At 60.7% G+C, this 19,949-nt stretch carries 20 protein-coding genes; 12 read left to right on the forward strand and 8 right to left on the reverse strand.

Translation table 11 applies throughout. From position 1 onward, the window contains the following. Positions 1-139 precede the first annotated feature (139 nt). The 4 genes from catA (at position 140) to LQ144_RS09205 (ending at position 3,904) form a co-directional block, all read left to right on the forward strand. Positions 140-1,024 carry a catechol 1,2-dioxygenase gene (gene catA, locus LQ144_RS09190; RefSeq protein ID WP_230118260.1) on the forward strand — a complete coding sequence of 295 codons (885 nt, stop codon included), beginning with the start codon at positions 140-142 and terminating at the stop codon, positions 1,022-1,024. A 124-nt stretch (positions 1,025-1,148) separates the two neighbouring features. Beyond that, positions 1,149-2,249, forward strand: a complete 1,101-nt coding sequence (locus LQ144_RS09195) for an enolase C-terminal domain-like protein (RefSeq protein ID WP_230118261.1) — start codon at positions 1,149-1,151, stop codon at positions 2,247-2,249. Between the two features lie 23 nt (positions 2,250-2,272). Continuing rightward, positions 2,273-2,551, forward strand: a complete 279-nt coding sequence (gene catC / locus LQ144_RS09200; RefSeq protein ID WP_230118262.1) for a muconolactone Delta-isomerase — start codon at positions 2,273-2,275, stop codon at positions 2,549-2,551. A gap of 30 nt (positions 2,552-2,581) precedes the next feature. Beyond that, complete coding sequence (locus tag LQ144_RS09205; protein ID WP_230118263.1) at positions 2,582-3,904, forward strand: benzoate/H(+) symporter BenE family transporter; 1,323 nt, start codon at positions 2,582-2,584, stop codon at positions 3,902-3,904. Positions 3,905-3,931: 27 nt separating this feature from the next. Here the strand turns inward: LQ144_RS09205 and LQ144_RS09210 are convergent, their stop codons facing one another. Further along, a complete protein-coding gene (locus LQ144_RS09210; RefSeq protein WP_230118265.1) occupies positions 3,932-4,516 on the reverse strand; it encodes an LLM class flavin-dependent oxidoreductase in 585 nt (194 codons plus the stop codon). 1,149 nt (positions 4,517-5,665) lie between these two features. On the opposite strand from LQ144_RS09210, the gene LQ144_RS09215 reads away from it, so the two are divergent. Further along, positions 5,666-5,842: a hypothetical protein gene (locus tag LQ144_RS09215; RefSeq protein ID WP_230118364.1), complete on the forward strand. Its 177-nt coding sequence runs from the start codon at positions 5,666-5,668 to the stop codon at positions 5,840-5,842. Between the two features lie 526 nt (positions 5,843-6,368). On the opposite strand, the gene LQ144_RS09220 is transcribed toward LQ144_RS09215, so the two are convergent. Further along, positions 6,369-6,851, reverse strand: coding sequence for a helix-turn-helix domain-containing protein (locus tag LQ144_RS09220; protein ID WP_230118266.1), 483 nt, complete (start codon positions 6,849-6,851; stop codon positions 6,369-6,371). Positions 6,852-6,977: 126 nt separating this feature from the next. Between LQ144_RS09220 and LQ144_RS09225 the strand changes: the two genes are divergently transcribed. Continuing rightward, positions 6,978-7,694, forward strand: a complete 717-nt coding sequence (locus LQ144_RS09225) for an SDR family oxidoreductase (RefSeq protein WP_230118267.1) — start codon at positions 6,978-6,980, stop codon at positions 7,692-7,694. Between the two features lie 47 nt (positions 7,695-7,741). Further along, entirely contained in the window at positions 7,742-8,266 is a 525-nt protein-coding gene (locus tag LQ144_RS09230; protein WP_230118268.1) for a PaaI family thioesterase, read from the forward strand. 600 nt (positions 8,267-8,866) lie between these two features. On the opposite strand, the gene LQ144_RS09235 is transcribed toward LQ144_RS09230, so the two are convergent. Both LQ144_RS09235 and LQ144_RS22965 read right to left on the reverse strand, forming a co-directional pair. Next, on the reverse strand, positions 8,867-9,640 hold the full coding sequence (locus LQ144_RS09235; RefSeq protein WP_230118269.1) for a DeoR/GlpR family DNA-binding transcription regulator: 774 nt from the start codon (positions 9,638-9,640) through the stop codon (positions 8,867-8,869). A gap of 86 nt (positions 9,641-9,726) precedes the next feature. Beyond that, positions 9,727-10,092 carry an SDR family oxidoreductase gene (locus LQ144_RS22965; protein ID WP_290369741.1) on the reverse strand — a complete coding sequence of 122 codons (366 nt, stop codon included), beginning with the start codon at positions 10,090-10,092 and terminating at the stop codon, positions 9,727-9,729. Here LQ144_RS22965 and LQ144_RS09245 point away from each other — a divergent pair. Continuing rightward, the gene (locus LQ144_RS09245) at positions 10,006-10,356 is read left to right on the forward strand and encodes a hypothetical protein (protein WP_230118271.1); all 351 of its coding nucleotides are present in this window, start codon (positions 10,006-10,008) and stop codon (positions 10,354-10,356) included. The genes LQ144_RS22965 and LQ144_RS09245 overlap by 87 nt on opposite strands. A 227-nt stretch (positions 10,357-10,583) precedes the next feature. Here LQ144_RS09245 and LQ144_RS09250 read toward each other — a convergent pair whose 3' ends face one another. The 4 genes from LQ144_RS09250 to LQ144_RS09265 form a co-directional block, all read right to left on the reverse strand. Next, positions 10,584-10,787, reverse strand: coding sequence for a hypothetical protein (locus LQ144_RS09250; RefSeq protein ID WP_230118272.1), 204 nt, complete (start codon positions 10,785-10,787; stop codon positions 10,584-10,586). Between the two features lie 579 nt (positions 10,788-11,366). Then, positions 11,367-11,684, reverse strand: a complete 318-nt coding sequence (locus tag LQ144_RS09255; RefSeq protein ID WP_230118273.1) for an Lsr2 family protein — start codon at positions 11,682-11,684, stop codon at positions 11,367-11,369. Positions 11,685-12,007: 323 nt separating this feature from the next. Continuing rightward, positions 12,008-12,604, reverse strand: coding sequence for a PASTA domain-containing protein (locus tag LQ144_RS09260; RefSeq protein ID WP_230118274.1), 597 nt, complete (start codon positions 12,602-12,604; stop codon positions 12,008-12,010). A gap of 313 nt (positions 12,605-12,917) precedes the next feature. Then, complete coding sequence (locus tag LQ144_RS09265) at positions 12,918-13,709, reverse strand: hypothetical protein (protein ID WP_230118275.1); 792 nt, start codon at positions 13,707-13,709, stop codon at positions 12,918-12,920. A 617-nt stretch (positions 13,710-14,326) separates the two neighbouring features. On the opposite strand from LQ144_RS09265, the gene LQ144_RS09270 reads away from it, so the two are divergent. The 4 genes from LQ144_RS09270 to LQ144_RS09285 all read left to right on the forward strand — a co-directional run bounded on the left by LQ144_RS09270 (position 14,327) and on the right by LQ144_RS09285 (position 19,471). Then, positions 14,327-14,992: a hypothetical protein gene (locus tag LQ144_RS09270; protein WP_230118276.1), complete on the forward strand. Its 666-nt coding sequence runs from the start codon at positions 14,327-14,329 to the stop codon at positions 14,990-14,992. A gap of 279 nt (positions 14,993-15,271) precedes the next feature. After that, entirely contained in the window at positions 15,272-15,808 is a 537-nt protein-coding gene (locus LQ144_RS09275) for a M23 family metallopeptidase (protein WP_230118277.1), read from the forward strand. A gap of 258 nt (positions 15,809-16,066) precedes the next feature. Beyond that, a complete protein-coding gene (locus LQ144_RS09280; RefSeq protein WP_230118278.1) occupies positions 16,067-16,393 on the forward strand; it encodes a hypothetical protein in 327 nt (108 codons plus the stop codon). A 216-nt stretch (positions 16,394-16,609) separates the two neighbouring features. Further along, positions 16,610-19,471, forward strand: coding sequence for an AAA family ATPase (locus LQ144_RS09285; RefSeq protein WP_230118366.1), 2,862 nt, complete (start codon positions 16,610-16,612; stop codon positions 19,469-19,471). Positions 19,472-19,949 lie beyond the last annotated feature (478 nt).

Below are 19,949 nucleotides of genomic sequence, written 5' to 3' on the forward strand. Positions count from 1 at the left end.
TCGTCCTTATTAGCTGGCTAGCATGAGATGGACGTCACGCGAAGCCGGTGAACCTGCGGGTGCACAGCCTGCGGACGGAGCGTTTCGGGGAACGGGCTCATATCCCGTTTCTTATGCATCTAGGAGTGTGGAGATCACTATGACTGAGAATCAGTTGGACACCCGCCAGGAAAATGAGGGCAGCGCTGTGGAGGCCGGTTCGAAGGCGACCGAGCGCTTCGCCGCGTCGGGCAAGCTTGTGGTGACGGGGGTTCCCAAGGAGCGAGTGAGCTTGCTCGCCGGCGCCCTCATCAAAGCCGCTAACGACATCGTCGTCGAACACGAAGTCACCTACGAGGAGTACAACGCCCTGAAAGCCTGGCTGATCAAGGTGGGCAACGACGGCGAGTGGCCGCTGTTCCTCGACGTGTGGCTTGAGCACACCGTGGAGGATGTCAACTCACAGGACCGGCCCGGCACCAAAGGCACCATCGAGGGACCCTACTATGTCCCGAACTCGCCTGAGCTGGATTCCCCCGCCACGGTTGAGATGCGTGATGACGAAGCGGGTGTTCCGCTGCAGTTCAGCGGCCGGTTCACCGATACCGACGGCAACCCGATCCACGGGGCACAGCTGGAGATTTGGCATGCGGACGCTGCGGGCTTCTACTCTCAGTACGCCCCGGGTTTGCCGGACTGGCTGTTCCGCGCCAATGTGCAGGCTGACAGCGAAGGACGATTCGTCCTCCACACCATGCGCCCGGCTCCGTACCAGATTCCCACTGACGGGGCCTGTGGGCAGCTGATCAGTGCTGCGGGCTGGCACGCCTGGCGCCCCGCCCACATTCACATCAAGGTGTCAGCGCCCGGTTATCAGTCTGTAACCCAGCAGCTTTACTTCCCCGGTGACCCGCACAATGCGGACGACATTGCCTCAGCTGTCAAGCCGGAGCTGATGCTGAACACCACTCCACGGACGGACGGCGCTGCCGGCGAAGAAGCCTCATATGACTACGTCCTCGCCAAAGTGGGACAGTCCGAGTAGAAGCTCCTGACGTGGTCGGGTTCATGATTTCCATCCAATGAGGTGCCCCAGGGCAGTGAGCCCTGGGGCACCGTTCTTCCCGGCACCACTGGACTGCCTGACACAACCGAAAGGAACCGAGCCGTTGAAGATCGAGCGGATCGAAGTGATCCCGTACTCCATCCCGTACACGCACCCCCTGAAGTTCGCCAGCGGCGAGGTGGCAAACGCTGACCACGTTCTTGTGCGTGTGTACACCGACGACGGCGTCGTGGGAGTCGCGGACGCCCCTCCCCGTCCTTATACCTACGGCGAGACGCAAGAGTCCATCGGGACAATCATCGAGAAGACCTTCGCCCCGCAGCTGACCGGTCTGGAGATTGTGGATCGGGAAAAGATCCATGCAGTAATGCGCCGGACCATACACAACCAGGTGGCGAAAGGCGCCGTCGACATCGCGGTGTGGGACGCGATCGGCAAGACGCTCGGCACTCCGGTGCACAAGCTACTGGGTGGGTATACCGACCGCATGCGGGTCAGCCACATGCTCGGCTTCCGGCCAGCGCAGGAACTCCTCGACGAGGCCCTGCGTTTCGGCGAGGAATACGGCATCACCACCTTCAAGCTGAAAGTGGGCCGTCGGCCGCTGTCACTGGACGTGGAGGCCTGCCACGTGCTGCGCGAGGGACTGGGCGAAGACGTGGAGATATACCTTGACGCGAACCGCGGCTGGACCGCGAACGAAGCCCTTGAGGTGCTCCGGAGGACTGAGGGGCTTGGACTGACCATGCTCGAGGAACCGTGCGATGCCAAGGAATCACTGAGCCGCCGCCGGCTGGTCGATAAATCGCCAATCCCGGTGGTGGGCGATGAATCCGTCCCCACGGCCGGGGACGCGTCCCGGGAACTGCTTTCCGGTGGCTGCAACGCCATCTGCATCAAGACCGCCCGTTCCGGCTTCACAGAGGCCACGGAGATATTGGGGCTATGCACTGGGCTCGGCGTGGATGTGACCATGGGCAACCAGATCGACACCCAGATCGGCTCACTTGCGACCGTCACCTTCGGCGCCGCCCACGAGGCCACGAGTCGCCGGGCAGGGGAACTGTCGAACTTCCTCGATATGGCCGATGACCTGCTGGCTGATCCGCTCCGAATCATCGACGGCACGATCTCCGTGCGCGATCTGCCGGGGGTCGGAGCAGAGATCGACGAGGACAAACTCGCAACCTACCGCCTGTCCTAGGCCCACTCACCAAGGAGAATCAAATGTTGTTTTTGGCCCGTATGGACGTGCACTTCCCAGCGCACCTCTCCGCCGAGGACGTCACCCGCATGCAGGGGTTGGAGAAGGAGTATTCCCACGCCCTGCAACAGGAAGGCCGCCTTGCCTCCATCTGGCGAGTGGCCGGCGAGTATGCGAACTATTCGGTGTTCGACGTCGGATCAAACGACGAACTGCACCAGATCCTGAGCAGCTTCCCTATGTACCCCTTCATGACAATCAAGGTCACACCGTTGGCCCAGCATCCCAACTCCATCCGCTGAGGAATCTCTTCAGCCACCAGGGCGACTTTTGTGGTCACCAGAACCCCACGTCCGTCATCTCTCAGGAGACATCATGCCCCGCTTCCCAAGGGCCGCGTCGGTGATCACCGGGTCACGACCGCGCCCGGTCCATGGAGCCCACCCCTCTTCGAACGGCCCGGGCTCCGTCCGGCTGGCGTACGCGACATCTGGCGGGACATCGGCCCGCACTACGTCTCGAACGGGGTCGTCGGACTGGCTTTCTCAGCATCCGGGCCGGTAGCAGTGACCCTTACCGTCGGGTCGCTAGGCGGACTGACGGAGGCCCAGCTCGCGTCGTGGGTCTTCGCCATGTTTCTCTCGGCCGGCGCGGCCACCCTGGTCATGTCACTGATCTATCGCCAGCCGTTGGGTTTCGCCTGGTCCATCCCGGGGACCGTGCTGTTGGGGCCGTCGCTGCAGCATCTGTCGTTTCCTGAGGTGGTAGGGGCATTCTTTTCTGCCGGGGTGCTGATACTCGCACTTGGTTGTTCCGGAGTGGTACGTCCGATCATGGCCGCGATTCCCGTGCCGATCGTAATGGCCATGGTTGCCGCCGTGTTCCTGCGGTTCGGGACGGACATTGTCTCCTCCACACAAGCCGACCCCGCAGTGGCGGCACCCATGGTGGTGGCGTTCCTTGTACTCACCGCAGTGCCCTCCCTGGGCAAACGCCTCCCGCCGGTACTCGGCACTTTGGCAACAGGCGTCGTCGCCGTCGTGGTCAGTGGCCGGTTCACGATATTGGCGGGCGGACCCATCCTGGCAGCACCCGTGTTCACTGCCCCCGCGTTCACTTGGGCCGCCCAACTGGAACTGGTGATCCCGTTGGCACTCACGGTCCTCGTGGTGCAGAACGGACAGGGTGCCGCCGTACTCCGGGCCGCAGGACATAACCCTCCGATCAACGTCTTCGCGATGAGCTCCGGTTTGTTCTCCCTGCTCAACGCCTTACTCGGCGCTGTCTCCGCGTGCGTGACTGGCCCTACCAATGCCCTGCTGACCGCCTCCGGGCAGAAAAGGCGCCAGTACACGGCCGCGGTGGTCTACGGACTGCTGTCCCTGGCCTGCGCTCTGTTGGCCCCCACGCTCACCAGCCTCATGCTGGCCACGCCCGAAGCATTCGTCCTGACTCTTGGCGGTATAGCTATGCTGCGTGCACTCCAACAGGCCTTCGTTACCGCCTTTGCCACAAACTTCACCCTGGGAGCCCTGGTGACTTTCGTCGTCACGATCTCTGGCCTGGACCTCTTCAACATCCATGCCGCATTCTGGGGCGTGCTCATCGGCTACGGCATATCGCGCCTGCTCGAGCGCCAAGACCACAAGCCCTGACTCCCAATTTGCGTTGGGGCCAGGATCCTATGTATCTGGCGGTTGCTCAAAGGCGGACGTCGTCAGGAGAAGATCGTTGGCGCCCGTGACGGCCACGAGACTCTCCAGCCGGTCGGCCACGGCGTCCAGGGTGCCCACAAAGCGCGTGAGCAACCGAGCACGGGCGATCCCGCGGTCGTCGTCGCTAAGGCCGTTTTCAGCGACCGCCGAGGGACCCAGCTCTGGTCCTGAACCGACGCCTTTGCGGATCTGGACCAGGCGTTCGGCGTAGCCGCGGCCAATCCGGTGGGCTTCGGAGTCGGAATCGGCCACCACAACATCTACTGAAACGGTGATGTATGGCGTCGCTAGTCTGGCTGATGGACGGAGGGCCTCACGATACGCTCCGATCGCATCCGGCACGAAGGACGGCGTTACATGGTAGTTGGAGCCGAAGGGCAGCCCCAGGGAGCCTGCGATGCCGGCGCTTAGGCCCGCCGTGGTGCCGTGCACCCAGACGTCATTGTCCGTATCCTTCGGCAACGCCGCCTGCAGCGGTTCACCGCTGGCGTCGGGGAGCGAGCCGTCAAGGAGGGAAAGGACGCTCTCGACGTCCTGCTCGAAGGGGTCCACGGCCTAAGCGTTCAGCAAGGACTCCAGCGTCGGGCTCGGGGCCGCCGTCGTGCCTGAGTATTCAGTCACGTTCGCCCCACCAGGTGTCCAGGTAGTACCAACGCCCATACCGCCGAGCCAAATGTGCGCAGTCATCCGGCGGGGCGCCGGAGATCACGTCCACGTTGCGGCCGCCCTGGAAATTCTGCGCTGTCGCCTACTGCGGCCTGCTGAGACCGCGGAAGCCATGCGGGCTCAGCCGGCGCTGGGCAAGCCGAGTAGCTCGCTGGCTGCGACGCTGTCTGTGACAAGAGTTGTCCCCAACCCGTTGCCATGACAGCCTTGAATCAATTCATGCCACTCCTTGACGACTTCTCATATGTTCCTCTCCTGCCAGCGGTGCACCGCAAACTGACTTCACGAAATCGGCATCTCTTTTCGTGTCCGTTGGGCTACACCCCAAGCTGACGTCAGGGTCGGAGGCCAGGCGTGCTCAGAATGAGGTTCGCTTCTTCTTTTCCCACATTGGCTTGGGAAGGCTCTCAGATCGAAACGCCGAGACCGAAGTATCGAAATGTTGCAGCGCGTCCGTCGCCCAGGCCGCAGCGCGGGCAGTGAGTTTCGCCCTCGGCCCGGCCAGTGCATGACCCTTCGGTGAATGTCGTTCTCGGGCCGTCGCGGTCCGGGCAGCGCCAGACACGCTTGGGGGCGTCAGATTGTTTGTGTAGGAGAGCTGGAGTCGCTGGATGATTGGAGAAGCATTGTGATACCGGCATTGGCCGTCGGATGTCCGGACAGAAATCGAGGACAACCTGGAGTTCATGCTGGATCCGGCGAACTGCGGCCGCTAGGAATCCTGGCAGGCAACAGTATTTTCACTGCGTGCCGACGATGTCGTGGAGGCCGTCCGAATCGAAGGCCGACCGCTGCACACCACCTGTAAAGCCAAGCTGAAGGGCGTGCATCACGAGCACGGTCAGCAGATCTAAGGCAGGATTGGTGAGACATTTTTCGCCTTATACGCGGGTATCGGGCGTTCAGGAGTATGCGCCAAAGACCACGTGTCCGTGGCCGGCCTGACGTGCTGCTGTACAAGCAACCGGCCAATGCCATCTCTGCTGCCCTGAAAAAAATCAACGGACCAGCGCGGCCGACCTGCCGGTCATAGAGATCAACGAAGCCTTCGCCGCCGTTGCCGCCCAGTTCCTGCACGAACTCGGCACGGACCAGGAAGGCATCAACCAACACGGCGGGGCCATCGCGCTCGGTCGTCCTGTAGGCGCGCCCGGAGTCCGACTCATTGGCACGCTGGCTAGGCAACTCTCACTTGCCGGCGCCGGCAAGTGAGACCCGCTGGAATCTGCGGCGGCGGAGGACAGCGCAGGCTGTCATCCTAAGGGCGAACTAGCATTCACGGGACTGGGTCCGCCGCGGGCGGGCGCTGGCGAGAGCAGTAGAAGGCATGGTGACCATGGTCGCGAATGTCCTCGTTGCCTCCTTTGGCACACCATAGGGCGTGGGGCACTTCGTCTTGGAAGTCAAACGTGTCACTGTGGACCCGGCAGCGCGCGGCCTCGTGCGGCGACTCGACTGGTGGCCGGACTGGAGCAGATGGCAGCCGTGGCTGGCGCCAGGCGGGTCACTCTTCAAACTGGCGGCGAACAACCAGAAGCAAAAGCCCTGTACCCGAAGATCGGCTATAGATACACACGCGGCTATTCGCCCTACGACACCGCGACATCACAGTCAGTCTGCTTCGAGAAGCATCCTGAGGCTTGATTCCAGGGAATTCGACCGGCGGAACGCCGTGCGCAACCGTGGCCAGAGGACGACGGCGGTGGTACCACCGTCGTCCTCTGTCCGGTTTTTGTTCTTACTGGTCGGACGCCGGGTCCGTACCGGCCACTGACACAAGCGGCCCCAGCATCAGACTTCCTGGGGTGAACTCCTCACCGCATTCCGCACACGACACCACCGGTTTCAGGTCGGCCCCGCAACTGTGCCGGTAAGAGGCACGGGGAGTCTCGTCGCGCATCCATGTACTGCTCCACGCTGCGAGTGAAATGAGGATGGGCGCGACTTCGGCCCCGGAAGTTGTGAGGTGGTACTCGTAGCGCGGGGGGCGCTCGGAGTACTGGACACGCTCGATCACGCCTTGGCTTTCGAGTGTGCGCAGTCGGCCCACCAGGATGTCGCGGGACGCGCCGGTATTTCGCGCGATCTGATCGAACCGGTGAACGCCCAACGACATCTCACGAAGCGCCAGCAGCGCCCACCGCTCCCCGAGCACGTCGAGCCCCGCCGCGATGAAACACGCCCTGGGCGCATCTACTGCCTTGTCGGTCGGCCGATTCATCGTTCACCTGCTTTCGGTACTTTCTTCAAGTATACAAGTCAGTTGGAAAATCCAACTCACTCGACTACTCTGATGTTCTGAGGTCGCGACAACCGCGTCGCCGCCTATCTGAGATCAGGAGAATCCATGCCACTGCTATCTGGCGCCGTCGTCCTCGTTACCGGTGCAAATGGAGGCCTGGGCCGCGAGCTCGTGGAACAGGCCCTCGCCCGGGGTGCTGCGAAGGTGTATGCGACGGCCCGCCGCCCGCAAGAGTGGAACGACTCCCGGGTCGTCCCCCTCGCCCTCGATGTCACCAACCCTGACTCGATCCGGGCCGCCGTTACCCAGGCCCGAGACGTCACCGTTCTGATCAACAACGCCGGCATGAGCGTCGAATCGGACACCCTGTTGGCGCTCTCCGACGAGGAGTTCCGTGAAGTCATGGAGACCAACTTCTTCGGACCGGTCGCCCTGACCAGGGCATTCGCACCGGTGCTCGCCGCCAGCAAGCCATCAGCGGTCCTCAACATCCACTCAGTGCTCAGCTGGATCGCACTCACCGGCGCCTACAGCGCATCAAAGGCCGCACTGTGGTCGGCGACCAACTCCTTCCGCGTGGAACTGGCCCCCCAAGGTACGCAGGTCACGGGTGTTCACGTCGGCTATATGGACACAGCCATGGCCAAGGGCGTGAATGCCCCCAAGACCTCCCCCGAGGAAGTCGCCCGGAAGTCGTTCGATGGGCTCGAGCAGGGTGATTACGAGGTTATCGTGGACGAAATCAGCGCCGGCGTGAAGCTCGGACTGTCTGGTTCGATCTCGGATCTGTACCCGGCACTGAGTACCAATGCTTCGATATGACCGCGACAAACCCTGAAGACCTGCAGAGCGCTAAGGAGGAAACCCCGGTGTCAACCAACACCTCGGCGCAACGCTCGGAAACCTTCACCTGGATTGATCCGGCAGTCGCACTCAAACAGCTGCCACGGCTGTCGGGTCTGGACTACTTTTCCGGCCTCCGCGACGGCAGCATTGCGCCGCCGCCGATCGCTTCCCTCATGAATTTCGATCTCGTCGATGCGAGGTACGGACACGTCGAGTTCCAGTGCTGGCCGGGAGAAGCGCACTACAACCCCCTCGGAATGGTGCACGGCGGCCTGGCCTGCACGCTCCTCGACACGGTGCTCGGCTGCGCAGCACACAGTACCTTGGAAGCAGGGATCGGCTACACCTCTATCGACCTCGCGGTCAAGTACCTGCGACCCATCACGCTCCAGAAGGGTGCTCTGCGCGCCGAGGGGTCAGTCGTGAAAACCGGCCAGCGGGTGATCTTCACCGAAGGCCGCCTCAGCACCGCCGACGGAGAACTCCTCGCCACCGCCACGAGCACGCTGCTCATCTTCCCCCACCAACCGGGCCCTCTGACAACATGACTGATACCGGCACCGCCGTTGCCCTGACGCCAGCCGCTCAGGTTCGCGCCTTGCCCCAGCCCCCCCCCCTTTCTGGAATGCCGGCGTTGAGCCGTTTCGGCGTTCCCTTGGGGCTTGCCGGTCTTGGCGGCGGCTGGTCCGCCGGGAGGGCACCTCCTTCCACGCACAGGAAGCCCGGGGGTATGGCCGGATCCTTCCCCGTACGACGCGTTCGAGTGCGCTGTGGCTTTCATCGAGGGCATGGGTGGGCGTCGGTCCTCGCAACCGAAAGCCGGTCAATCCACCGACGTGGCAGCCAGGACCCGGTACCGGTACGCCTGCCGAATCTCGCGAGCATGGGAGTTCGGCGCCGCTCGCGCGGGCGCCAACGGCCGGTCATTTAACAAGACAGAGGCAGGGGCGGGGGCAACAACAAGCGGGCGAGCGACCGCGGCAGAGGTGTTTGACAGGCAAATTGTCCACAGGACCAATTTGCGAACGGCGTGATTCCGCAGGTTCTGCCTCCCCGGATCTGGCTCGTTCTGCCATCGAAGATGGTCCTTTTCCACGCCCTCCAGAGCCGCAGACACCGCTCGCGAAGGGCATAGCGGCTCTGGGGAGTCAGATCTCGGCGATATGGATTCCAACGCCAAGGTCCTGGATCGCGTGCCGCGTCGGCTCAGCGAGAGCTGAGTCCGTGACAATAGCGTGAAGCTTCGCGAGGGGCACAATGTTGAAGCGCTCAAGGGATCCGAAGTTCTCGCTGCCGGCTAGCAGGACGCCCAAGGACGCCGCGTCGAGCGCCGCCCGCTCGAGGAGAACCGTCTCGGCCGACGTCGTGGTGACCCCGTGCTCGACGTCCCAAGCTTGAGTGCTGAGGAAGCAGAGGTCGAGGTTCACCGAGGAAAGGGTCGCGGCAGCGAAGGGGCCGCTGCTCGAGCGGCTATCAACGTCGATCGTGCCGCCCGTGTGGATCGTCTCGATCTGTGGGTAATCGAAGAGAGCAGCCGCGGCATAGTACGAGTTCGTCACGACGGTGATGCCTTTGCGGGCGGCTAGGAACGGGACGACCAATTCGCATATGATTCCCGCGTCGAGGAAGACGACCATGCCGTCTTCGACGAGGGCCGCCGCGAGTTCGCCTACGGCCCGCTTGTGCTGCAGGCTGAGCTGAGAGCGTGACGAGCGCTCGGCCGGCGGCTGGGTGCCAGAATTCTCCGCCAGGCGGACTCCACCTTGGACCGCTACGACGTGGCCGCTGGCCTCGAGGTTGGAGATGTCGCGGCGCACGGTCATATACGAGACCCTCAGGAGTTCCGTGATGTCGCGGATGCTCAGGACTCCAGCCGTCCGGAGGAGGCGCAGCAGCTCCTTCTGCCGCTGCTCCGGAATCATTGGACTTCCCACGGTCCCTCCCCTCGTGCCCGCGCTTTTGCCCGAAATCACGGTTGCCGGGCTCGGACCCTCCAGCGACCTCACGCTCAGGTCCCCATACCGAGGTGCGCACCTCCGGCCACGTCGAGTGTCACGCCGGTGATGTAGCGGTTGTCCGGGTCGGCGAGGAAAAGGATGGCGCGGCCGACTTCGTCGGGTTCGGCGAACCGGCGCATTGGAAGTTGCGCGGCGCGCTTGGCCCGGTTGGCGGTTGCGTCCGGTCCTGAGTCTTTTGCGAATTGTGCCCACATGGGAGTGTTCACCGGTCCCGGTGCGATGGCGTTGACCGATTTACCACGGTCAACGCCGTTGTCACCGAGATGGCCGTGGACTATGACCTTGCGCCCGAATGGCTGAATTCCAACGCATCGCCCTTCGTTCCAGACAACGCCACCTGGGTCGAACTGGAGCAACTGGATGGACTCACCATCCGCGCAGCGGACACAGAAACACTCCTGGCCATGAAAATCGCCGCCGAACGGGACAAGGATATGCTCGATATCGCCCGCCTCCTGCGCCGCCTCAACATCACCAACGCCGACGACGCCGTGAACCTCGCCTACGGCAAGTATGGCGAACACTCCATCCCTCTATCCGCGGGCCGGGACAACTACCTCATCGTCGTCGACGACGCCCTTGACGCAGCTACAGCTCTCAAGCCCGAACCCGGAGTATAGTCCAGTGCCTTCAAGAGCCACCGGCATCAGACTTGGGTCCATTCGCCTCACCTCGGATCCCGTCGGACTTTGTACGTTGCTAACCCCATGAGGAAATCAGGGAGCACGCAGCCTCGGCTCAGCGGGCTCCAGGAAGATGACTCCATGCCAGGTTCATCACACCGACGGCGATCAGCACGAGACCACGGTAGCTCGTCGTTGTCAGTTCCGAGGATGCGCCACCGCTGCTAACTGGCCGGCGTCACGACGTCCTCCAGCATTGACCTGTCGAAGAATCGGACCTCGCCCGTTGCCTGGAAGAACACTGGAACTACTGAAGTGTTCGCGTCCTTCGAGGTTTCGTAGATCTCGGGCGCGCTCGCGTGTTTTCGCGCAATGGTTCCAATCAAGTCGGTGCCGCGAACCCGGACGGTTCGATATTTATAGCTCATTTGGACCCTTTCGTCGGCCAAGGCAAACCCTACTCCTGAGGCACAGCGGGGAGCTGATCCGGGCGTCGCTGACCCAAAGCATCGAATGCTCGACACGGAAGCGGTCTCCGTGACGAGGCAAGAAGGCTTGCCCTTATCTGCGGCCCCCACCCCAGAGAGGCCGAAGCCCACAACCCGGTGACGGGTTTCGGCGGCACCGGAATAGGACTGCCTTCGACCCAAAGCACTTCCATCACGGCTGACAAAAGATCCGTTATCGGCGGTTGGGGGTCAGTCGAAAGCGGCTGAGGATTCCAAGGGGCGGCGAAGGCCTTCTAAAGCGGGAACCACGTTACTAGAAAGTTCGCCCGGGCTAGCAGTGCCGGTACCCAATGCTATAAGTAAGACGATACAAACTTTTCAGGTAATCCGTGCGCAGCATAGGGCGATACCTTCGGGTAAATAACCAATCAAGATCAGAAGCCGAAATGAGGCCTGATCCTGATTGTTACGTTGGCCGCCCGATTTTCTACAGTCCTGGGCCCGTTATAGCCAAAGTCAGTCCCGTGAACTCACTAGCCTCTTGGCTGTCATCTGTTGCTAGTGGGCAGCTTGGTACTTCTCCACCACGTCGGCCTGAATCCGGCCGCGGGTATTGACCTGAATACCGTTGTCGAGAGCCCACATCCGAATGGCCTTGGCGTCATTGCCACTCGATTTACGTACTGGCCGGCCACGGCCACCAGAAGTCTTACGGGCGGCATCGGTATAACGGCGTAGGGTTTCGCGGAGTTCGTTAGCGTGCTCGTCGTTGAGATCAATCTCATATTCCGCACCGTCAACAGCAAAATTCACGGTTTCGCTGGCCTTTGAGCCATCGAGATCATCTTCAAGGGTAACTACTGTTTTACGTGCCATACAAAAAGACTATCACCGCCGCGCTGTTATCGGCTTGCTCATTAGGGACTTGCCCCGGCTGAAGGGATTTGCGCTTCTAAATAATCCTACGTCTGTGAACCAGCGCACCCGTGCCTTTTTAGACTCCAAGTGGACGGGGTCAAGTGCGAAGCGCTGACGGCAGGTTGTTTTATGAGCTGCCGGATCTTGACGACTGAATTGAGCAATCAGTTGTTGATCGTGTCCGGCGCGAATGACGCATCCGGCGTTCCTGACTGCTGTCTCGCCGGCTGACACGGTATTGCGTGATACCGGAGGCAGCTTCACCTGGCTCTGCGGCTCGGTTACGAGACGTGGATTTCCTGCCAGGGAGCGATTCTTTCTCCGGGGCTTGGGGTTTGCGATTGGATAATGCTCGCCGGTTTCGGTGCGGGCATGTTCACCTTGAGGGTGAAATCAGTGCGGGTAATGAGAGATTGGGCCTGTTCTAGGGTCTTCCCCGTCAGGTTGGGGGCTACGGTCGACGCATGGGCGGTTGCGGCATCCAGCATATCCCGCCGGGCGTCGGTTGCATTAGCGGAGGCGAAATAAAATCCCGCGGCAGCAGAAGCCAAGGAAACAATCGGGCCGATCAAGGTCTTTTGTAGGTCAGCATTGCTCGAAATAAGAGAAGCAACGGACATGATGACAAGCGTCCCGACCAATAGAACGGCCAAAATAGGCCGAGTCAGGGATGTTGTATTTTCTCGGGCACGATGTTGCCGGAACTTGAAAACCACAATAGAAACCAAACTGATAATAACCAGGGCAATGACAAACCACAGTAGGGCGCTGGCAGCGCTGACAGGGAAGTCCAATGAAGTATCCGCTGCTATTTCTCCGTGCGTCGTCTTCGCTGTGAACTGATATTGGGGCATGGAAGCGGCCGTGTGCTTTTCCACGAAAAATTCCTTTCAAAATGTAGTGCAGGGCCGTGGTTCTGTCGCCCGGTTCCCTGCTATTTGCTTTCCGAATCCTCCTGCCGGAGGCAGAGAAATGGTGGTGCCGTATCTATGTGCCGGCTGTGAGCGTGGTCCTATGACGGGTTTGACGCCCCGCCTGGGCTGACCAGAAACAGCGCAGACAGGCTCGCCGATATTTGCTGACAAGGGGCGTTCCTCAGTCCTCCCGCAAGATTGCGGGGAGGACTGAGGAGTCCCATGCCTGACACCGCATACGGCCGGGTTCGCCGAGGGGTAGTCGACGCAGGTCGTGTTAGGACTTAGTTAGCTGGCCAAGGACGTCCTTGACCTCTTGGGCAATGTCGCCCGCAGCCTTAATTCCGTCGATGAGCTCGTTCCTTAGATCCCGGTATGACGGTGTGTCGGCCTGATACACGTCGACCCGGGCGCCATAGCGCCCGACTGCCTCAGGGAAGTCGTCACGGAATGTTTCCTGCCCATACGAGGCGCAAGCCGGGTCAGGGACCGAGCACCGGGTCGCCGCCGCGAATTCACGTGACACCCAAATTGCATGACCGCCCTCATCCACCACGAGGAGGAGCACCTTCCCTCTTAGCCCTCCGGTCCAGTTGTCATTCTTGGTATAAACGGAACACACGGCCTGACCCGAGCGGTAGAGCGTGCCGACCGTACTCATGGTCTTGGCGTAGCCGACGTTCTCATTGAGTTTGCTGATTGTAACCACGGCCCCAGGAGCGTAAACCGTGTTCGACGACCAGACTGCGTTCCCGTCGGAGCGGTAGATAACGAGGTTGCGGTCATCGCCCAGGACGAGCCTTGAGCCTCCGTTTCCTTCGGTGTGCGTCGCCCATACCGGGACTCCGCCCGGAGTGAGCAAAACAAGGTTCCCGTCGGGCTGCATGACGGCGCGATCTGGCCTGTGTTCCACCGGCAGCTGCCAGGTCCCCGTGTCCCAAACAGCCTGATTCCCAAACGCATACAGGACCAGGTTGCCGTCCCCTTGCATCACAAGGGTGTACTTACCGTTACTGGATGCAATGGACGAATTCGCAGACAGAGTAACGCCTGAATTAAGAGTGTCCACTCTCTTTACCTTCCTCGAATAGTGCCGGCTGGTTGCCCGGACACATCGAGTTTCTTTCAGCGCCCCTGTTTCAACATCCGCAGTTCGACATATGCGGCGGGGTCAAAAGCTTTAGTTCACATGTTCGCCCCGCGGCGACGGGAACCAACCCGGTTCTCGCGTACGTGGTTTCCGGCGGTAGCGGCGATCCGTGCTGTCGCAGGGGAGGACGATTCGGTGCCTCCGTTCAGTGTGGCGCCTGGATTTGCAGGCTAGTAAAGGTCCAGACCTAGCGCGATGGCCGGAGGGCCGCTCCATGCGTTAGGGGCCGGCATTACACGTTGGATGCCGGCTGGGGCCGGCGCCGCGGAGTTCGGGATGCCTAGAAAACCACACCCAGACTTTATCTCCCGGGGATGTCGTCCGTGGGCTCCGAAGCGTTGCCATGTTTCCGATGACTGCATTATCTGCCTGTGACGGAGGTCGCTCTCGTATCGGCTGCCTTGGCTAAGGGTTTTGGCCTGCCCGAGTACGTCGCATTGCAGATGTTGAGACCGCTGTGTGGGAACAGACTCAATCTACCTGGCACCGACAGGAGCCTGAGATACACCAAACAAAACCCAGCAAAGGATTCAATAATGTCCAAAGTTACCTACAACGGCGTTTATCTTCGTATCGAACTTGATCACGAAGAAACTGCGAAATTCACGGACACCCTGACCAATGGAGACGTGCGCGCGATTACGGCATTCCTGGCCGCGCTTGGGGTTTCCGCCGTCGTGGCGCCCATAGTCGCGGCAGCGGTGGCAGTACATCTGGCGTGGGAAATACCGGCGACGAAAGCCGCCGACAAAGGCGATGGTGTCTTCCTAACCGCGTACGGGTTCCCTCTCAACCCTGCCGCGTTCATTCCCTCGACAAGATACCCGCATCCCCAAAACGACACATGGTTCTCATCGGATGACGGAGTTATCGGCTCCTCCGAGGGCGACGTCATCGAAACCCATATCGAGCACGGAGTGATAGATCCGAACGCCGTGGCCTTCCGACTCAACAACCAGAGCCCTGAAGGGTGGGACAAACGAATGATCCTGCGCGATGGGAACGGCGCCGAATACCGCATCGAGGCCAAAGGGTACGCCTCCAACGAGAACGCCATCTATGTGAATGAGGCCGCCAACGACGCGCCCCTCACATTCTGGAAGCCGAAGATTTTTGGAATCTGGACGGAAATTTTTTCGGTCCGGGGCATTCGCAACATACCGGGCGGTGCCCGCGTGTCATTTACCTGGGCTCAAGACTGAGGCCCAGTTCATGCAAGCGACGACTATGCCATCTGCTCCCGGTCGATCGGGTCCGCACCGGGAGCTCTGGTACCCCACCCACAGGCAACAGCATGACTTGAACTCCTTGTGGTGCTGTGCCATCCCAACACGTTCAGAAAGACCATCAGTGAATCCGCATCATCGCGCTATCAACAGGACCATCGGCGCCCCAGCACGGGTCCGCAATTACAGAAGTCCGTGCGCACCGAATGAGCTTGTCTCCGCAGCTTCCGCACGACCAACGGAAGGAATCGTTCGGTGAGACCAGTTCCAGAGACGTTCCCGGTCTCGCAGGACTTCGGAGGAGGGGCGACGGCCGGTGTGGCACCAAGTCCGGACCCGAACAGCGGAATCGCCTACCTCGTCTACCTCTACGGCAACTACCAACCGCTTGGCCACGCTGGTCGGGACATCGCTTGTCCTATCGGTACGCCTGTCCGCGCCATGGCTGGAGGAACGGTGTTGTGGGCGGACTGGGCCACTAACCTCCCGGGCGATGATTCTTGGGTCGGGTGGGCGTCACGATGGTTCCTCTATAAGCGATTTCCTGGCATCTGTTCAGTCATCCAGCACCCGTGGGGCATCGGCGTTTACGCGCACCTGTCCGATAACAACATGGCCCCTGCCGGGATGAAAGTCCGGGAGGGGCAAGTTATCGGGCTTTCCGGCAACACGAAAGCCATCGGCCCGGCCGAATACGTCGGCGCGCACCTGCACGTCGAAGCGCTCATCGACCTCGGCTACTCCAACGCCAACGGTCTCATCTATGGCCGGACCGACCCGGCACAGTTCTAAAGCGGCGCCGCTCAGGACCACAGTATTGACCCCGACATCGCCCGCTACATAGCGGGCGATGTCCCTCAAACGCACGTGGAAATTCAGGTGGCGACATTGTCGACGGTGCCGGGTTCAGGCCGCTCCTTCCAAAGGACGTATAACGCATCTCAAGTGACGGTCACACCGGGCCCTTAACCGGCGGTCCCAAAAGTCTGGGCAATCACGCCCATAGCCTCTGGCAACTGAACAAACATAACAACCGAGGAGAAGCACAAAATGAGTAAAGACCGCGGCAAACAACATCGCCAGCTAAAGGCATCACCGCCGTCCATCATCGACCAGTCGCCAGCCATCACTCTTCAAGGGCTGCAACCATCCCGCGCCTTCGCGAGTGGGGCACAGAACCTGGACCACCACGCCGGTCGTCCCGAGAGGGACCTTGCGGTTGCCGACGAGAAAACGAAGCAGAACCTTCGGTACTGCGATTACTACTGCTTTATGTCATTGAAAGATTTTACGGCCTGGGTCCAGAGGGACGACGAAAGCGACCCGTCCATTTCCTATTCTGTGACCGCATTGGCAACTGAACTTCCCTTCTACTAACGATCACAGAGGTTGAGCCTCTAGCCGGACTTCAAAGTGAGCCCACAGGCATTTTGAGTGGGCCACAGCGGGTCGACTACCAACCACGCGTTTACTATTACCCACAGACATCACTAAATTGGGAGTGTTGGATATATTGGGCTGTCCCGACTCTGGCAGTTGGAGTAGTTGCCTCGCAGCCTAAAGGACCGCGCCACTAGAGGTCGTCCTAATATGATGATTTTTGGCAGGAGCTCTGAGCTTGCCCACTTATCTGCCCGACTTGACCTGGCTTATGGCGGATCGGGCCAGATAATGCTTGTGTCCGGGCCGGCCGGGATTGGGAAGACCAATTTACTCGATTGCGCGACTTTGTCGTGGGAGTCCAGAGGCGGCGCGACGCTGTGCGGCCGAAGTCCCGCTCTCGTGGGCCATGAACTGCCCTATCTTCCATGGGCGCAGGCGCTCGATTCGCCCCGGGGGACCCTGAGCACCCGTGCCCTTGAGAACTTGGGTCGGGCTGCCCGCTGTTTGCAGAGTGATGTGCAGGGAGGCCCACGCTCCCAGGCTGCGGCGTTCTGGCAGGCCCTAGTCCGAACTGCAGACGAAACGCCCTTGCTGGTTGTGTTGGATGACCTCCAGTGGAGCGACGACTCCTCCCTAGGCCTCCTCGCGTCGGGAATCGCGGAACTACCCCGCGCCCCCATATTTTTGGCCGTCGCGTTCCGCGTCTCCCCTGACATGAATCAGTCCCTGCGGCACCTGTGGCCTGAATGGGAGCGTCTGGAACTCTGCCATCATGCCCGCCTCTCAGCACTAGAAGACGGGGCGATAGTCCAGTTGCTAAAGAAAGCAGGCTATGACGGCAGGACTGAAGAACTTCTAAAAAGGGCGGCTGGCAATCCCTACTACGCCCTCACGCTGGCCCGCGCCGCGAGTGACAGTAGCCGCGCAACGCTTCCTGCCAGTCTGCTGGATTTTCTTTCGTCCCAGTTAATTCTTGCTGGCGAAGACGTTCGGCGGCTTGCACAGACTGTGGCTCTTGCGGGAGGCAGTATGGAGTTCCTCATTTTGGCCCGGGCGTTCGGGGGTGATGCTGTCTCTTCGGAGAAACAGATCATTAAGGCGGTCAATCAAAACATCCTGATTTTTGACGTTTCGACTGAAACGGTGGCTCTGGCGCACGACTTGATAGGGGAAGCGGCCACGCATTTGCTTGGACCTGAGGCCCGGGCAAGCATCCACCGCGCGCTAGCTCTCGCGTATGAGTCAGCAACACAGGATGTGCCTTTCCGCACGCCTAAGATGGCTACCCACTGGAGGGAAGCGGGTGAAGCGCCACGTGCCTTCGAGGCCTACCTCCTCGCGGCAGACGAAGCTTCATCCAGCGGTGCGTACAAGGAGCAATGGCACCACCTCGAGCAAGCAATGCTGCTCAGTGAAAGGTCGGCCCCGGCATCAGAGGAGCGCCGCAAATGGATGAATCATCTGCCAATCGCTGCGGAAGCCTCATACCGTGCAGGTAATGCTGCTATGGCGGCACGGTTGGCTCAGCAGGCCTTGGATTCTATGGAGCCCGAGATCGCTGACGAGTTGGATCTGGCCGAAAGACTGGTCCAGTACCTGCGGTGGGCAGGCGACGGGCCGGCAGCAGTGGAACGCGCCCGGTTAACAGCCCGTCGCGCTGGGTCAGCTGAGGGCGTCAGCGTACTGCGGAAAGCCGAAATCACTGCGACTCTTGCTGGCGCTCTGATTGGTTCAGGGCAAGCAGAAGAGGCCATGGAAGCCGCCGCCCAAGTTTTGGCTCTGTGCGCAGAGCAGCCCGGTGACCGTTCAGGGCAGACACGGGCGAACGCGCTGACCACCACAGGGATAGCCTACGCCTTGGCGGGTCGGATAGATGAGGGCGTGGAGATACTTGACCAGGCTCTGGCCCTCGCCCGCCAGCATGACGCAGGCGAAAACCTCCTCCGCACGCTGAATAATCACTCTTTCGTGCTTCAGGAAGCCGGACGCTACGAAGCGGCCGCGGGAGATGCCCTAGAAGGTTACCTTCTGGCAGGGGAACTCCATCTCGACCTAGGTGTAAACGGCCTGTGCATTAGTAACCTCGTGAGCTGTCTCGAATGGCTCGGGCGCTGGGACGAAGCAATGACATGGGTAGGCAAGGGACTCAAGGACGCGGTCGGGTACGAAATCAAAGCCGGCCTTCACGGCACCGCCGCGCTCATACTGGCATATCGTGGAGAACAGGTGGAGGCCTTGGCTTGGATGGAAACTGCCCTGAAGGACATTAGGAAATCCGTACTACCAGGAGTTCAATTTCAACTCACAGCCATGGCAGCTGATGTCGCTCTGGCCTCGGGTGAATATGTGAATGCACTGAACACCACAGTTCAGGCCCTGGAGTCCCCCGCCCTCCATGAGGAACCCAGAGACGTGCTCTACATGGCAACGTTGGGCCTTCTCGCGTCCTCCGGCGCCCGGCCCTTCATGGCCAACTCATCCATCGAAGAAAGAGTTAAACTTCTGGGTACCGCCGGATTGAGAGCAGCGGCGGAAAATTCCGGTGTCGTCCAGCAGGCCTGGGCAACAACTTTCGGCGCCGCGTTCGCTGCGGTATCAGGAGCACAGTCCACACCGGAGTGGCTGAAGGCAGCTCAACAGTGGGAAAGCCTCAGCAATCCGCTCTGGGCTATTCGGTGCCTTAACGCTGCTGGGAGCGCGGACCTCCACAGGAATCGTCGACGCGCAACTAGATTGCTTTCAAAGGCAAGATCCCAGGCCATTGCTCTCGGCGCTAGCCAGCTCATCCAGGGCATTGAAGCGCAGGCGCTAAGCACCAATCTGGTTTTGGCGGACCAAGTGGCGCCGGGCAAGAATCCATCACTTCCGTGGGGGCTTACGGCCCGGGAACTGGAAGTACTGGAGTTCCTCACCCACGGCGCCTCCAATCGAATAATCGGCCGCGAGCTCCTGATCACGGAACGAACAGCAGGGGTACACGTTTCCCACATATTGACAAAGCTTCGAGTCAAAACAAGAGCCGAAGCCGCCGCCATTGCGTTCAGGGAGCGAATGAAGGTGGCAGCGGAGTAGCCCAAAGGGGCCCGCATATCAGGGGATCGCCATATCAAGTGATCACCCGGATGCCGTGCGTTCCCCGATCATCTCTTAGCGACGCTACCGCAATAGTGTAAGAGCCTGAGTCCGGTGCGAGCCCACGCACTTCATCACCTCTGACTGGGTAAGGAACCCCTGCGTCGATTGAGGCCCAAAACTCAGACAACTTCTGTTGTGCTTCGGGCGGATACCCTTGGCTGGGGTAGGAAGCCACGCACCACACGGTGCGGCGTTCATGATCGACTTGAATAACGGCTATGTGCTCAGGTAATTCCTCGAGGCCGATCTTTTCGAGCTGGGTCCAAACGTCCGGCCGTTTATGTGCCAGCCAAGTCTGCAGCAAGTAAAAATCAGCCTTCTCAATCCTGAAGACTATAAGGTCCTTCAATGGCCATGACATGAGCTCCGCCTCCTCAGCAAAACATCTCTTAGACTACGGGGCCGCACCCTAGCC

The sequence above is a fragment of the Arthrobacter sp. Bi83 genome, assembly GCF_918698095.1.
Classification (GTDB): domain Bacteria; phylum Actinomycetota; class Actinomycetes; order Actinomycetales; family Micrococcaceae; genus Arthrobacter.

Excerpts from the sequence above, each read along its gene's own strand:
- catA (WP_230118260.1), top strand. The coding sequence starts at position 140 with ATGACTGAGAATCAGTTGGACACCCGCCAGGAAAATGAGGGCAGCGCT.
- LQ144_RS09270 (WP_230118276.1), top strand. The coding sequence starts at position 14,327 with ATGTCCAAAGTTACCTACAACGGCGTTTATCTTCGTATCGAACTTGAT.
- LQ144_RS09225 (WP_230118267.1), top strand. The coding sequence starts at position 6,978 with ATGCCACTGCTATCTGGCGCCGTCGTCCTCGTTACCGGTGCAAATGGA.
- LQ144_RS09285 (WP_230118366.1), top strand. The coding sequence starts at position 16,610 with ATGATTTTTGGCAGGAGCTCTGAGCTTGCCCACTTATCTGCCCGACTT.
- LQ144_RS09280 (WP_230118278.1), top strand. The coding sequence starts at position 16,067 with ATGAGTAAAGACCGCGGCAAACAACATCGCCAGCTAAAGGCATCACCG.
- LQ144_RS09255 (WP_230118273.1), bottom strand. The coding sequence starts at position 11,684 with ATGGCACGTAAAACAGTAGTTACCCTTGAAGATGATCTCGATGGCTCA.
- LQ144_RS09250 (WP_230118272.1), bottom strand. The coding sequence starts at position 10,787 with ATGAGCTATAAATATCGAACCGTCCGGGTTCGCGGCACCGACTTGATT.
- LQ144_RS09220 (WP_230118266.1), bottom strand. The coding sequence starts at position 6,851 with ATGAATCGGCCGACCGACAAGGCAGTAGATGCGCCCAGGGCGTGTTTC.
- catC (WP_230118262.1), top strand. The coding sequence starts at position 2,273 with ATGTTGTTTTTGGCCCGTATGGACGTGCACTTCCCAGCGCACCTCTCC.
- LQ144_RS09235 (WP_230118269.1), bottom strand. The coding sequence starts at position 9,640 with ATGATTCCGGAGCAGCGGCAGAAGGAGCTGCTGCGCCTCCTCCGGACG.